This window comes from Flavobacterium sp., from assembly GCF_040402835.1.
GTDB lineage: Bacteria > Bacteroidota > Bacteroidia > Flavobacteriales > Flavobacteriaceae > Flavobacterium.
The window spans coordinates 1-15,357 of the sequence record NZ_JBBALW010000039.1 but is presented as its reverse complement, the minus strand read 5'-3'; the positions used below and the strand labels follow the sequence as shown (position 1 = coordinate 15,357).

Genomic DNA, 15,357 nt, shown 5'->3' with positions numbered 1-15,357 from the left:
GACTAGTGATAGCAAGTATTACAGGAGTATGATTAAAAACGGATATACATTAAATTAAATAAACCGACAGTAGAAACGCCAGAATTTATATCAATAGTATCTGAAATAAATTCAAGATTTACAAATCAAATGTTAAATTCAGATATCCTATGGGTTGATTTGTTGATTCGTTAATTTGGTTATTCGGAAAATCTAAAATCTTAAATCTTAAATCAGAGTTCGCGCGAAGGGTGGCAGCGAAAATCCTCTGTGAAACGAAGTGGAACAGAGATTGCAGCGAACGACCTGACCCAAAGTTTTTACGGAGGGTCGCGCCCAAAAAATAAATTTTGGTTAGCTGCGATCCTTTTCGCAAAAAAGTAGCGCATAAATTAAACAATTCATAAAAATTCATAATTCGTTTAAAATTTAATCAGATTTTATTTTTTTAATTCAATTTATACTTACATTTGCATTTCAATAATACAATATGAAAACAATTTTAAACAATACTTGGTGGTGGAACAGCTTACGTCATTCGTCGTGAACAGTACACTTATAGGTATATTTTAAATCAAATAAATATCAAAAAGGGCTTGTCATCACGACAAGCCCTTTTTTTTATACAAAAATACAAAATCAAATTATGGAAATTTATAAATTCAAAACCACATTCAAGAAAATTCTCGCCGACACTATTACGCCTGTGAGTGTTTACCTAAAAATACGCGATAAATTTGCCAACAGTTTGCTGCTTGAAAGTAGCGATTATCACGCTAACGACAATAGTTTCTCGTATATCTGTTGCAATCCAATTGCATCAATAAAAATAGTAAATGAAACCATTTATAAAACATTTCCAGATGGAAGTACAAACGCAATTGCAATTGATGAAAATTCAAATATTCCAAAAATAATCGAAGAATTCGCCTCCCAATTTCAATCCGAAAACAACGATTTTAAATTCATCAATAACGGATTGTTTGGATATATTTCTTATGATGCCGTTCGCTATTTTGAAAATATCGAAATCAATAAAAAAGACAGCGACTTGCAAATTCCAGATATTCAGTATGCCGTTTATCAGAATATCATCGCCATCAATCACTTCAAAAACGAAGCCTTTATTTTTTGCCATTCTATAACAGAAAGCAATAATATTGAAACAATAGAAAACCTACTTCAAAACAAAAGTTTTGCATCGTATTCCTTTTCAAAAACTGGCGATAAAAATTCTAATTTAACCGATTCTGAATTTATTGATAATGTAAAATTAGCTAAGAAACACTGCTTTCGTGGCGATGTTTTTCAACTCGTTTTGTCACGTCGCTTTTCGCAAGGTTTTAAAGGCGACGAATTCAATGTTTATAGAGCGTTACGAAGCATCAATCCATCGCCCTATTTATTTTATTTTGATTACGGCGATTTCAAAATAATGGGTTCATCACCCGAAGCACAACTAATTGTAAAAGACAGAAAAGCTGAAATTCACCCGATTGCAGGAACTTTTAGAAGAACTGGAAATGACGAAAAAGATGCGGAACTTGCCAAAAACCTATCCGAAGACGAAAAAGAAAATGCCGAGCATATTATGTTGGTCGATTTGGCTCGAAACGATTTAAGCAGAAACGGACACCAAGTGAAAGTGGAGAAATACAGAGAAGTTCAGTTTTTTTCGCACGTAATTCATTTGGTTTCAAAAGTCACGGGCTTGTTGCACGAAAAAGCAACAACAATGCAAGTGGTAGCCGATACATTTCCAGCAGGAACTTTATCGGGAGCACCAAAACACAAAGCGATGCAACTTATCGAAAAATACGAAAAAACGAATCGGAATTTCTATGGTGGCGCCATCGGATTTATGGATTTTGATGGTAATTTTAATCACGCCATTATGATACGTACTTTTTTGAGTAAAAATCATAAATTGCACTATCAAGCTGGTGCAGGAATTGTATCGGATTCTATTGAAGAAAATGAAATGCAGGAAGTTTACAATAAATTGGCTGCATTGGATAAAGCATTGGAAATAGCGGAAATAATATAGTCCCCACCCCAGCCCTCCCCAAAGGGAAGGGAGCCAAAACGGAAAAAAATGGAGGGAAAAATAGAAGAAAAAATAAAAAATAAAATAAAATAATAGCAGAAAAAATAGAAGAAAAAAAAATGAGAAAGAATAATGTGACTTCTCCTGCGTCGGAATGATAAAAAGGTAAAAGAAATAAATAAAAATAACATTTAAAGATTTAAACAATTTAATATTCAAAGATTACAAAGACAACTAAATTTTCAATCATTCAATCTTTTAATTTTTAATACCATACTATGAAAAAAATAATAGTCATCGACAATTACGATAGTTTCACCTACAATTTGGTACACTATTTAGAAGATTTAAACTGTGAAGTAACCGTTTATAGAAACGACGAATTTGACATTGAAGAACTTCAAAAATTTGATAAAATCTTACTTTCGCCGGGGCCAGGAATCCCAGACGAAGCGGGTTTACTCAAAGAAGTAATCAAAACCTATTCGGGTACAAAAAGCATTCTCGGAGTTTGTTTAGGACAACAAGCCATCGCAGAAGTATTTGGCGGAAGCCTTATCAATCTTGAAAAAGTGTATCACGGGGTAGCCACAAATATTAAAATTCAAGTGCAAGACGAACCTTTATTTAAAGATTTAGAATCTGAAATTGAAGTCGGGAGATACCATTCTTGGGTGGTAAATCCAACTGATTTTCCTGAAGTTTTAGAAGTCACATCATTAGATGAAAACGGGCAAATTATGTCTTTGCGACACCGAACTTTTGATGTTCGTGCGGTTCAATTTCACCCTGAAAGTATTTTGACACCGCACGGAAAAAAAATTTTAGAAAACTGGATTGCACAATAAACGAATATTTCAATAGCTACATTATTTAGATTTAACAAAATGAAAAACATACTTAACCGACTTATTAATCACGAAGTACTTTCAAAATTGGAAGCCAAAGATGTTTTGGTAAATATTTCCAACGGAAGTTATAATACAAGCCAAATTGCAAGTTTTCTTACCGTTTATATGATGCGGAATATTACCATTGAGGAGTTGGCTGGATTTCGGGAAGCCTTATTGGAGTTATGTATTTCTGTAGATTTATCAAATTATAATACCATCGATTTGTGCGGCACTGGCGGCGATGGAAAAGACACTTTCAATATTTCAACATTGGCTTCGTTTGTGACTGCTGGAGCTGGAGTTAAAGTTGCAAAACACGGAAATTACGGTGTTTCCTCTATTTCAGGTTCGAGTAATGTAATGGAAATTCTTGGCGTAAAATTCAGTAATGACAACGCTTATTTAGAAAAATGCATCAATCAAGCTGGAATTTGTATTCTTCACGCACCGTTATTTCACCCCGCAATGAAAAATGTTGGTACAATTCGTAAAGAATTAGCCGTAAAAACGTTCTTCAATATGCTTGGGCCAATGGTAAATCCAGCCTTTCCACAAAATCAATTGGTGGGCGTTTTCAACCTTGAATTGGCAAGAATGTTCAGCTATTTATATCAAAATACGACTACAAATTTTACAATTTTACACAGTTTAGACGGTTATGACGAAATTTCGTTGACTGGAAATACCAAAACCATTACAAATGCTATGGAAGGAATGTTGAAACCCGAAGATTTTGGAGTTTCAATTTTAATGCAAAATGAAATTCAAGGCGGAACTACTATTGAAGAATCAGCTAAATTATTTATGAATATAATAGCAGGAAAAGGAACTGACGCACAGAACAATGTAGTTTGTGCCAATGCAGGAATGGCAATTGCAACCGTTAATTCACTCTCACCAATTCAGGGATTTGAAATAGCAAAAGAAAGTTTGTTGTCAGGAAAAGCACTTTTAGCATTAAATAAATTGCAACAATTAAGCAAATAAGAATCGATTATGAACATTTTAGATAAAATAATTACAAGTAAGAAAAGAGAAGTTCTTCTCAAAAGATCAATTATTCCAATAACTGAATTTGAGAAATCGGTACTTTTTGATCGCAAAACAGTTTCATTAAGCAACAATTTAATTCATAGTTCTACTGGAATTATTGCTGAGCACAAACGACGTTCCCCATCAAAAGGAGAAATAAATTATGCGTTTTCTGTTGAAGAAGTTGTGCAAGGATATGAAAATGCAGGTGTTTGTGGAATTTCTGTATTAACAGATTCAACTTATTTTGGAGGTTCTTTAGACGATTTAATTTTTGCTAGAGCAACAACAAATCTTCCACTTTTGCGAAAAGAATTCATCGTTGACGAATACCAAATCATAGAAGCCAAAGCGTATGGTGCCGATGTAATTTTGTTAATTGCAGCCGTTTTATCTGCTAATGAAATAAAAATATTATCCGAATTAGCACAGTCTTTAGGAATGGAAGTGTTGCTTGAAGTTCACAATTTAGAGGAATTACAAAAGTCAATTATGCCAAGTTTAAATATGATTGGTGTCAATAATCGAAATCTAAAAACGTTTGAAGTAGGATTGAATATTAGCAAAGAATTGGCTTCGGAAATACCTACCGATTTTGTAAAAATTTCAGAAAGCGGGATTTCCTCAATTGAAGCCATCAACGAATTAAAATCGTATGGTTATAAAGGATTTTTAATTGGTGAAAATTTTATGAAAACAGATAATGCAGGGAAAGCAGCAAAAGAATTTTTGGCCCCCTAACCCCCAAAGGGGGAAAGTAAGAACTGAAAAATAAACACAAATTTCACGAATTATCACGAATTAATCCGTGATAATTAGTGTTCAAAAACTTAAAATGAAAAAATTATGGACAATCTAGACGTTTCGGCTCCCTCTCCTTTGGATTGCTTCGAATCTCGCAATGACAGGGCTGGGGTGAGGATTAAGATCTGCGGAATGAAATTCCCCGAAAACATCCTTGAAGTAGGTGCGCTACTACCCGACTTTATGGGTTTTATTTTCTGGGAAAAATCCAGTCGCTATTTTGATGGTGAAATTCCAATGTTGCCAAAATCCATCAAAAAAGTGGGCGTATTTGTTGACGAATCATTTGAAATAATAGTTTCTAAAATCGAAAAATACAAATTAGATTGTGTTCAATTGCACGGAAATGAAACTGTTGAATTTTGTCAAAAGCTAAAAGAAATACCAATCGAAATCATCAAAGTTTTTTCTATAAAGGACAACTTTGATTTTGCAATTATAAAAGAATTTGAAAGTGTTTGCGATTATTTTCTATTTGATACAAAAGGGAAATTACCAGGTGGAAACGGCACCACTTTCGATTGGAATCTGTTGAAAAAATACCCCTCAAAAAAACCTTTTTTCTTAAGTGGTGGAATCGGAATTGAAGAAATTAAGCTATTAAAAGATATGAATTTACCAATTTACGGCATCGATGTAAATAGCAAATTTGAAACACAACCTGGATTAAAAAAAATAGAATTATTAAAATCGTTTCAATCACAAATTGAAATATTAAATTTAAAAAAATGAGTTATCACGTTAATGAAAATGGGTTTTACGGAAATTATGGCGGTGCTTTTATTCCCGAAATGTTATTCCCAAATGTTGAGGAATTACGCCTTAATTATTTAAAAATTACAGCTGAACCGTCGTTCCAAATAGAATTTGACGCTTTACTAAAAGATTTCGTTGGACGCCCTACCCCACTCTATTTTGCGGAGCGTTTGTCTAAGGAATACAACACGAAAATCTACCTAAAAAGAGAAGATTTATGTCATACTGGCGCACATAAAATCAACAATACTATTGGGCAAATTTTGGTGGCAAAACGACTTGGGAAAACCCGAATTATTGCAGAAACTGGTGCTGGTCAACACGGCGTTGCAACCGCCACCGTTTGTGCGTTAATGGGTTTGGAATGCATCGTTTATATGGGTGAAATCGACATCAAACGGCAAGCGCCAAACGTGGCAAGAATGAAAATGTTGGGTGCCGAAGTTCGTCCCGCAACTTCGGGTTCTAAAACCTTGAAAGATGCCACAAATGAAGCCATTCGCGATTGGATTAACAACCCTGAAGATACCTATTATATTATCGGTTCCGTGGTAGGACCGCACCCGTATCCAGATATGGTGGCGCGTTTTCAAGCTGTTATTTCACAGGAAATTAAAACACAATTATTAGAGAAAGAAGGGCGCGAAAATCCCGATTATGTTATCGCTTGTGTTGGTGGCGGAAGCAATGCTGCTGGCACATATTACCACTTTTTGGATGAAAATGACGTGCAAATTATCGCTGTCGAAGCCGCTGGAAAAGGCATCCATTCGGGTGAAAGTGCCGCAACTTCTGCCTTGGGTAAAATTGGTGTTATTCACGGTAGTAAAACCCTTTTAATGCAAACTGACGACGGTCAAATTACCGAGCCGTATTCCATTTCCGCAGGTTTGGATTACCCTGGCGTAGGCCCTATGCACGCTCATTTATACGAAACAAAACGGGCTCAATTTATCTCAATTACCGATGAAGATGCTATGAATTGGGGCATCAAATTATCGCAAACTGAAGGCATAATTCCAGCGATTGAAACCGCCCACGCCTTCGCAATTTTGGACGAAATGAAGTTCAAACCCACCGATATTTTGGTCATCAATTTATCGGGGCGTGGCGACAAAGATTTGAACACTTATATCGATTATTTTAAACTTTAATTGGGCGTTTCCCCAAGTCCTGAAAAAAAATTCAGGACTTGGGGTCGGGCTGTTCGCTGTATCCACGCTATTGCTTCGTGCCGAGCAATACCGAGGGATGCCGCTTCCATCCCTAACGCGCTTCCTAACAACAATAGAACTATTATGAAAAATAGAATTTCAAACACATTACAAGAAAACAAAAAGCTGCTATCAATATATTTTTCTGCAGGCTATCCAAATCTAAATGACACAGTTCAAATCATTCAAGATTTAGAAAAAAGTGGCGTAGATATGATTGAAATTGGATTGCCATTTAGTGATCCATTAGCCGACGGGCCAACCATTCAAGAAAGTTCTACACTTGCAATTCAAAATGGAATGACAACGCAATTATTGTTCAGCCAATTGGAAAATATCCGAGAAACGGTGTCTATTCCGCTGTTAATTATGGGATATTTCAATCCGATTTTACAATATGGAGTGGAAAAATTCTGTGAAAAATGTGCAGAAATTGGAATTGACGGTCTTATAATTCCTGATTTACCCGTTGCTATTTATGATGAAAATTATAAAGCCATCTTTGAAAAAAATGGGATTTTCAATGTTTTTCTAATTACGCCGCAAACTTCAGAAAGCAGAATCCGTTATATCGACAGCGTTTCAAATGGGTTTATTTATATGGTAAGTTCTGCGAATGTAACGGGTTCTCAATCAGATTTCGGAACAGCTCAAGAAGCTTATTTTCAGAGAATTGACGGAATGAATCTGAAAAATCCACAGATTATAGGATTTGGAATTAGTTCCAAAACAACTTTCAACCAAGCGACAAAATTTGCTAAAGGTGCGATTATTGGAAGTGCTTTTATAAAATATTTAACCCAAAACGGAACACAATCCATTCCCGAATTTGTAAATCAATTCAAGTAAATTCATTGTTAAATTTATGTTATTAAAAAATTAAACGCTTGTTTAATTTAAACAAACGTTTAATTTTGCTGTCGTTATAATTAAAATTATCAATGACTGATTTCAATGACAAGCAAATTCAAATCCTTCAAGTAGCCGAAACGCTATTTGCTGAGCACGGATTTGACGGGACATCAATCAGAACAATATCAAAAGAAGCCAAAATCAACATTGCAATGGTTTCCTATTACTTCGGTTCCAAAGAAAAGTTATTAGAAAGATTGATTTATTTTAGAACCAACGATTTAAAATTGCAATTGGAAAATGTTTCTAAAACTGAAAGGTCTCCTTTAGAAAAAATTGAAAACTTCGTAGATCTTTATATCAATAAAATAGATGCCAACAGAAACCTGTATCAAATTCTACATTATGAAGTTTCCTCGCAAAAAAGAACAATCGATTTAAAAGCTTTTACCGAAATTAAAAAAAGCAATTTAGAAACCTTGAAAAGTATTATTGAAGAAGGACAAAATCAAAATATTTTCAAGAAAAACATCGCTATTCCCTTAATTACACCAACAATATTAGGAACTTATTTTCATTTCCATAGCAATAAATCCTATTTCAAAGAAATTTTAAATTTGAAAACCGAAATAGATTACAACAATTATATCAAAACCGAATTAACAACGCACATTCAACAAACAATCAAATCACTTTTACTCAATGAAAGTAAATAAATTATTGCTTATTGCAATGGTTTTCGTCGGAATTCCATCGCTTAAAGCACAAGAAAAAACCGGTTTAACGCTCAATGAAGCCATCAACATCGTACTTTCCAAAAGTAGCGATGTTGCCTTGGCATCTGCAAAAGTGGAAACCAAAAAATACGATTCGGAATCGGTAAGAAACGATAAATATCCAGATTTGAGAGTTTCAGGTCAGTATTTACGACTTACAAATGCCAATGTAAATTCTAATTTGAATTCCAATCCATCTAATTCAACTGCTGCACCAGTCGCTGTAAATCAATTAATGCTTGGGCAAATAAATTCAAGCTTACCACTATTTTCAGGGTTTAAAATTCAAAATAGCATTAAGGCGTCTGAGAATTTATATCAATCCGAAAAAGCAAAATTGGAACAAACCAAGGAAGCTGTAGCAATGGAAGTTGTGGAATATTACGCCAATTTATACCGTGCACAAAAAGCGGTAAACCTTATAACTGAAAATTTAAAATCCGCAGAACAACGGGTAACGGATTTTACTGCATTAGAAAAAAACGGAATTATTGCTCGAAATGATTTGCTGAAAGCGCAATTGCAAGAATCAAAAGTGCAATTGTCACTGGACGAAGCTTATAAAAATGTATCGGTTTTGAATTATTATCTCATCACCCTTTTAAAGCTTCCTGAAGACTACAAAATTGGAATTGATGAAAATCAATTTGCAAACAACCAACCGATAAATATCATCAAAAACGAGGAACTTGCACTGAAAAACAGAAAGGATTTGGAAGCCATTCATTTCATTGAAAAAGCAAGTGAAAACAATATTAAAATTGCAAAAAGCGCTTATTTTCCAACCGTAAATTTAACAGGTGGATTTATATATTTAGATTTAAAAAATGTGCTAACCGTTTCTAATGCAATGAATTTAGGTGTTGGAATTTCGTATGATATCGCCAACATTTTCAAGAACGGAGCCAATGTAAAAGCAGCAAAAAGCAGCGCATTAGAAGCATCGAAAGCAGTAGAAATTTTATCAGAAAAAATAAAAATTCAGGTGCAACAAGCCATTGAAAACTACAATTTGTCATTGAAACAAAATTTGGTTTACGAACAAGCAATTGGGCAAGCTACAGAAAATTATAGAATTGTAAAAGACAAATACGACAACGGACTTTCAAACACCACCGATTTATTGGAAGCCGATTTAGAACAACTGAATTCTAAAATAAATTATGCGTATTCAAGAGCGAATATTATGCTCAAATATTACGAAATGCAATCCGCTTCAGGGCAATTAACTCAATCATTCCAACTTACAAAAAACTAATATTTCATACTATGGAAAATCAAAAAAGCAACAAAAAGAAAATTATTATAGCCGTATTAATTCTATCGGCATTGAGTTACGGAATCTATAAATATGTGCATTCGCTTTCTCACGAAACTACGGACGACGCACAAATTGAAAAAAATATGAACCCAATAATTCCAAGAGTTATGGGATATATCACGAAAGTTAATATCAAAGACAACGATTATGTGAAAAAAGGGGATACTCTTTTCACCATCGACAACAACGATTATATTGTAAAATTAGAAGATGCAAAAGCCGCATTAATAGCATCGCAAGGCAATTTTGAAGTTTCAAAAGCCGATGTAGGAAGTGCTTTAGCGAGTGTTTCTGTTTCTGATGCCAATGTGCAATCGGCGGGTGGAACTATCGAAACTGCAAAAATAAGATTGGGAAGAGCAACCAACGATTTTGAGCGTTACGAAAATTTATATAAAAATCATTCCATCACAAAACAACAATACGAGCAAGCTTTGGCTGCCAAACAAGAGGCAGAAAGTCAGTTGCGAATTTTGCAACAACAACAAAAAGCCAGTGCATTTCAGAAATCGGTCATAATTGCAAAATCGAATGTTTCGAACAAACAAACCGAAGTAGCTTCTGCAAATATCAAACGTGCCGAAGCGATGTTGGCAGCAGCAAAATTAAACTTAAGTTACACGGTTGTAACCGCAGCAATTGATGGTCAAGTTTCTAAAATTTCCATTCAACCGGGACAATTAGTGCAACCAGGACAAGCTTTATTTTATATTATCAACAATCAAGAAGCGTGGGTAATTGCCAATTTCAAAGAAACACAATTAGACAAAATGAAAATGGGGCAAAAAGTAACTGTGAAAGTTGACGCCTATCCTGACACGGTTTTTCAAGGGGAACTTACTTCCTTTTCACCCGCTACAGGTTCTAAATTTTCGTTACTTCCGCCCGATAATGCCACTGGAAATTTCGTAAAAACGATTCAACGATTGCCAGTGAAAATTAGTTTGAATACTTCTAATGATCCTGAAAAAATTAAATTACTACGCCCGGGAATGAATGTAAATGTGGATGTTCATTTGAACTAAAAAAACGCCATTAAGTAGCATAACCAATAATAAAAATGGTAGTAGCAGATCAAGATAGTTTAGTAGAATACGGTTTTAGAAGGGTAATTATCACAATTACAGCGGTGCTTTGTGCCTTGTTGGAAATCGTTGATACTACCATTGTAAACGTGGCTTTGAACAATATGCGAGGAAGTTTAGGGGCAACTTTAACCGATGTCGCTTGGGTAATTACCGCTTATGCCATTGCCAATGTAATCATCATTCCAATGACCAGTTGGTTGTCGCAACAATTTGGAAGACGGAATTATTTTGCTACTTCAATCATCATTTTTACCGTGGCTTCCTTTATGTGTGGAAACGCCACAAACATTTGGGAATTGGTCGCTTTTAGATTCATTCAAGGTTTGGGTGGTGGCGCATTATTAGTTACTGCTCAAACCATAATCACCGAGAGTTACCCCATTGCAAAACGAGGAATGGCACAAGCTATTTACGGAATGGGAGTTATTGTAGGCCCAACTTTAGGACCGCCATTGGGGGGTTATTTTGTAGATCATTTCTCTTGGCCCTATATTTTTTACATCAATATTCCCATTGGAATCATCGCTACATTTTTGACATTGACATTCGTGAGAAGTCCAAAATATGGTGAAAAGCTTAAAGCGTCACAAGTCGATTGGTGGGGAATTGCATTTCTTGCCGCCTTCGTGGGTTCACTACAGTTTATATTGGAACACGGGCAACAAGACGACTGGTTCAACGACCGAACAATTACACTTTTAACGGCAGTTTCTGCTTCAGGATTGATGCTTTTTATATGGCGAGAACTCACTTATAAACACCCAATCGTAAACCTTAGCGTACTGAAAAATACCAATCTTAGAGTAGGTGTTGTCATGAGTTTTGTGTTAGGATTTGGGTTGTACAGTTCCACTTTCATCATACCTATTTACACGCAATCCGTGTTGGGATGGAGCGCCTTAAACGCAGGATTAATTCTAATTCCTAGTTCCATAACCACAGGAATTATGATGCCAATGATAGGAAAAATGATACAACGCGGCGTTCCACAAGCCTATATGGTCGCCCTTGGATTTCTCGCATTCTTCGTATTTACCTACTGGATGCACAACGTAGTCACCCCAGACACAGGCGAAGAACACATTTTCTGGCCACTGATTTTGAGAGGCGTTGGATTGGGATTACTATTTGTACCCATAACCACATTATCCTTATCAACTTTGAAAGGGAAAGAAATTGGCGAAGGCGCTGCTTTTACAGGAATGATGCGACAATTGGGAGGTTCATTTGGAATCGCCATCATCACCACATTCATTGCCCGATTCAATCAAGAACACCGCGTAAATTTGGTTTCACACCTCGATAAAACCAATTTTGCCGTTCAACAAAGAGTCCTACAATTACAACAAGGCTTTATGAACAAAGGCTTCAGCACCAACGAATCCCTAAACAGAGCCTACCAAGTTATGGATTATGGCGTGATGAAACAAAGCTCGGTACTGACTTTCGTTGACATTTTTTATTACCTAGGCATCTTGTTTTTACTGTGCATCCCGTTTGTTTTACTCATCAAAAAACGCAATTAGTTTTTTTTATTTGGGTGCGCCCTCGTTTAGAACGTCATTGCGAGGAACGTGGCAATCTGTCTAAACGAGGTCGGGCTATTCGCTACAATCCACGCCCAAAAGCGTGGGATTTCCGCTGCTATCCCTCGCACGAACGCCTCGATTTTAGAATTATGATTTTAGATTTTAGATTTTCAAAAAACCGAATCAACGCATCAACGATTAAACAAATAACCGAATAAAAGAATACCCAAATTAACTTTTTCCTATCTTTATAAAAAATAACGCCATGAAATGGGAATCAAAATTAATAAAGTACAAAGGGACTGCCAGAATAGCTGTAGTTTTTGAAAAAAATGTTGCGTTAATTGCTCGGATAAAAACTGTTGAAGGCTCTCGATGGAGTCAGTCCTTAAAAGTTTGGCACATTCCTGACAGTGAGGAAAACAGGGTTCGGTTTAAACTCAAACCGCTGTCTCACTCTATTCCTTCTATCGAAGGGATTGCTCAAATAGAAAAATTCAAACAATACTTGCGTTCGAAACGGTATAGCGAAAGCACCATCAATACTTATAGCGAGGCTTTAAAATCATTTTTGGTGTTTTATAGAGAAAAACCTGTTGCTGAAATTACCAACGAGGATGTAATTATATACAACAACGAGTATATACTGAAAAACAATTTGTCAGCTTCCTATCAAAATCAAACCATCAATGCTATTAAGTTATTCTTTAAAATTATTCATAATTCAAAAATGGTTCTAGAAGAACTACACCGCCCCAAGAATGCAAAAAAGTTACCAAATGTTTTGAGTAAAGAAGAAACATTAAAGCTTATAGATGTTACAACCAATTTAAAACACAAAACATTGTTAGCTTTAATTTACTCGTCGGGTCTTCGAATCAGTGAAGCAATCAATATGAAAATTACCGATATCGATAGCCAGCGGATGCTTATTCATGTAAAAAATGCAAAAGGAAAAAAAGACAGATATACCTTGTTATCGACTAAAGTTTTAGGATTACTCAAAGAATATTATACGATTTATAGACCGGTACTATTTTTATTTGAAGGACAATTCGGTAATCAATACAGTAGCAGAAGTGCACAATCGGTGTTGCATCAATCCGCAAAAAAAGCAGGAATAACTAAACAAATTAGTTTGCATACGCTCCGCCATAGTTTTGCCACACATTTGCTAGAAAGCGGAACTGATTTGCGATATATTCAAGACCTCTTGGGACACAGTAGCCCAAAAACAACAATGATCTATACCCACGTGAGTAGCACTTCCTTAAGAAAAATAATTAATCCTTTTGATATGTAAGATTTTTGATTAACTTTACATTGTATAAAATAAGAAATTATACGCATAAAAAAAATGAAAAACATGAGCATAACATGCCGATTTGGAACAAAAACTAGCAATTTTATGCGTACATAAGCTAGTTGGTGGCAATTTTGCCGCTGAAACTGGAAAAATTGAATAAATCTTACAAAAAAAATAAAAATGAATTTTAGAATATTAACGTGTTTTATACTAGTATCAATTTCTACAAAAATGTTTTCTCAAGAAAATGCACCACATTTGAAAGGTAAAGTTAACATTTCTATAAAAGAAGGAACTTTTGAATGCGACTTAACATTAAGTAATATTCCGAGAATAAAAGATTATTTAATACGTTTAAATTCAGGAATGAATTTATTGAATATAAGAAGTAAAAAACCAAACGATTTTGTACTCGGATATGACAAATCTGATAAAGATTCAACTTCAACTGGAGAATCACTAGCATATTATTTTCCAGGAAATACCAAAAACACTAAATTTCTTCCAGAAGAACTGCAATTTAGATATGTTGGCAAGTTTCCTGTAGCAAATGATACAGTCCAAAACTTCTCAAGACAAGATTGGAAAGGAAATATTGCATTTAATGGTATGTCTGTTAGAAGTGATGGTAGCCAAAGTGCTTGGTATCCGATTATTTACGATGCAAAAAAAGATATTGCTTATGACAGAGTGGTTTATGATATTGAATTAACTTGTAATGACTGTTCTACAATTTATGCAAATGGAAACAAACCTGTAAACTCAAATTCCGCACATTTAATTAGTAACGAACCTCAAGAAATAGCTTTATATTGTGGAAATTATGATTTTATTGATGATGGAAATATTGCTATTTTAAATCCAAAATTTCCTCAAGACAAAATCAATCAATTTTCAAACCTAATATCTAGTTATAAAAAATATTACGAGCAAAAATTAAATATCAAATTTAATCAAACTCCTACTTTTATAAACACTACTCCTACTTCTATAAAAAATGCTTGGCTTTTTGTATCATATCCTACGATTATGGGAATTGGTTGGGGAATGAATGGTTTAGGAGGAATATTTGAAGAACAATCTCAAAAATTCTATAAACCAATGATTGCGCACGAATTAGGTCATTATTACTTTGGAACATTCAAAGTGTTTAATTCAGAATTAGGCGATATGATGTCAGAAGGTTTTACTGAATATATGGCATTGAAATTAACAGAAGAAATCCAAAAAGAAAAAACTTATGATGACGTATTAGTTAAGAAATTTAAAACCTTAAAAGATTTTAGCCCGAATTCTTTTTCAATGGTGAAATCTATCACTGACATAACTGACAGACAAACTTATGTATATGATTATGCTCCAATAATTTTCATAGCAATAGAAAAAGAAATTGGTAAAAAGAAAATGTGGGAATGGTTGAAAAACATTTTGGAAACTAAAACAGAATTTACTAATTATGATTTTTTAGTTTCAACTTTAAAAAACACATTGAAAAATGATAAAAAAGTAGAATTTATTATTACCGAATATTTTAATAATAAAAATTCAACAGAAAACGCAATTAGAAAAATATCGGAAAAATAAAAACTGCCACCAACAGCCGTTTCTCGCAATTGCGAATTTTGTGGTAAGTTCACGTTTACGTTTCGCAAGAATTTTTATCTTTAACAGAAAATATTAATTTCCGAACTTCGCAACTGACGAGAAGCGGCGGAACGTCAAACTGTCTAATAACCTCTCTTCTTCCTGTTAATACATTT

The 15,357-nt window shown here is 34.6% G+C and carries 13 protein-coding genes; all 13 read left to right on the top strand.

From position 1 onward, the window contains the following. Nucleotides 1-625 precede the first annotated feature (625 nt). The 13 genes from AC9UEH_RS10830 to AC9UEH_RS10770 all read left to right on the top strand — a co-directional run bounded on the left by AC9UEH_RS10830 (nt 626) and on the right by AC9UEH_RS10770 (nt 15,181). Nucleotides 626-2,026: an anthranilate synthase component I family protein gene (locus AC9UEH_RS10830; RefSeq protein WP_509531672.1), complete on the top strand. Its 1,401-nt coding sequence runs from the start codon at nt 626-628 to the stop codon at nt 2,024-2,026. A 278-nt stretch (nt 2,027-2,304) separates the two neighbouring features. Beyond that, nucleotides 2,305-2,874, top strand: coding sequence for an anthranilate synthase component II (locus AC9UEH_RS10825; RefSeq protein WP_509531670.1), 570 nt, complete (start codon nt 2,305-2,307; stop codon nt 2,872-2,874). A 39-nt stretch (nt 2,875-2,913) separates the two neighbouring features. Further along, entirely contained in the window at nt 2,914-3,906 is a 993-nt protein-coding gene (gene trpD, locus AC9UEH_RS10820; protein ID WP_509531668.1) for an anthranilate phosphoribosyltransferase, read from the top strand. 9 nt (nt 3,907-3,915) lie between these two features. Further along, nucleotides 3,916-4,692 (top strand): indole-3-glycerol phosphate synthase TrpC, encoded by a 777-nt coding sequence (gene trpC, locus AC9UEH_RS10815; RefSeq protein ID WP_509531665.1) that lies wholly within the window; start codon nt 3,916-3,918, stop codon nt 4,690-4,692. Nucleotides 4,693-4,866: 174 nt separating this feature from the next. Continuing rightward, a complete protein-coding gene (locus tag AC9UEH_RS10810; protein ID WP_509531675.1) occupies nt 4,867-5,487 on the top strand; it encodes a phosphoribosylanthranilate isomerase in 621 nt (206 codons plus the stop codon). Next, nucleotides 5,484-6,665 (top strand): tryptophan synthase subunit beta, encoded by a 1,182-nt coding sequence (gene trpB / locus AC9UEH_RS10805; RefSeq protein ID WP_509531662.1) that lies wholly within the window; start codon nt 5,484-5,486, stop codon nt 6,663-6,665. The genes AC9UEH_RS10810 and trpB overlap by 4 nt, the downstream gene beginning before the upstream one ends. 144 nt (nt 6,666-6,809) lie before the next feature. Continuing rightward, nucleotides 6,810-7,574 carry a tryptophan synthase subunit alpha gene (trpA, locus tag AC9UEH_RS10800; protein ID WP_509531659.1) on the top strand — a complete coding sequence of 255 codons (765 nt, stop codon included), beginning with the start codon at nt 6,810-6,812 and terminating at the stop codon, nt 7,572-7,574. A 92-nt stretch (nt 7,575-7,666) separates the two neighbouring features. Further along, on the top strand, nt 7,667-8,293 hold the full coding sequence (locus AC9UEH_RS10795; protein ID WP_509531656.1) for a TetR/AcrR family transcriptional regulator: 627 nt from the start codon (nt 7,667-7,669) through the stop codon (nt 8,291-8,293). Continuing rightward, complete coding sequence (locus AC9UEH_RS10790) at nt 8,280-9,611, top strand: TolC family protein (protein WP_509531653.1); 1,332 nt, start codon at nt 8,280-8,282, stop codon at nt 9,609-9,611. Before AC9UEH_RS10795 ends, AC9UEH_RS10790 begins: the two co-directional genes overlap by 14 nt. 11 nt (nt 9,612-9,622) lie before the next feature. Then, nucleotides 9,623-10,699: an HlyD family secretion protein gene (locus AC9UEH_RS10785; protein WP_509531651.1), complete on the top strand. Its 1,077-nt coding sequence runs from the start codon at nt 9,623-9,625 to the stop codon at nt 10,697-10,699. 35 nt (nt 10,700-10,734) lie between these two features. Further along, nucleotides 10,735-12,288, top strand: a complete 1,554-nt coding sequence (locus AC9UEH_RS10780) for an MDR family MFS transporter (RefSeq protein ID WP_509531648.1) — start codon at nt 10,735-10,737, stop codon at nt 12,286-12,288. A gap of 268 nt (nt 12,289-12,556) precedes the next feature. Beyond that, complete coding sequence (gene xerA, locus AC9UEH_RS10775; protein WP_509531645.1) at nt 12,557-13,594, top strand: site-specific tyrosine recombinase/integron integrase; 1,038 nt, start codon at nt 12,557-12,559, stop codon at nt 13,592-13,594. 183 nt (nt 13,595-13,777) lie between these two features. After that, nucleotides 13,778-15,181: a hypothetical protein gene (locus tag AC9UEH_RS10770; protein ID WP_509531642.1), complete on the top strand. Its 1,404-nt coding sequence runs from the start codon at nt 13,778-13,780 to the stop codon at nt 15,179-15,181. Nucleotides 15,182-15,357 lie beyond the last annotated feature (176 nt).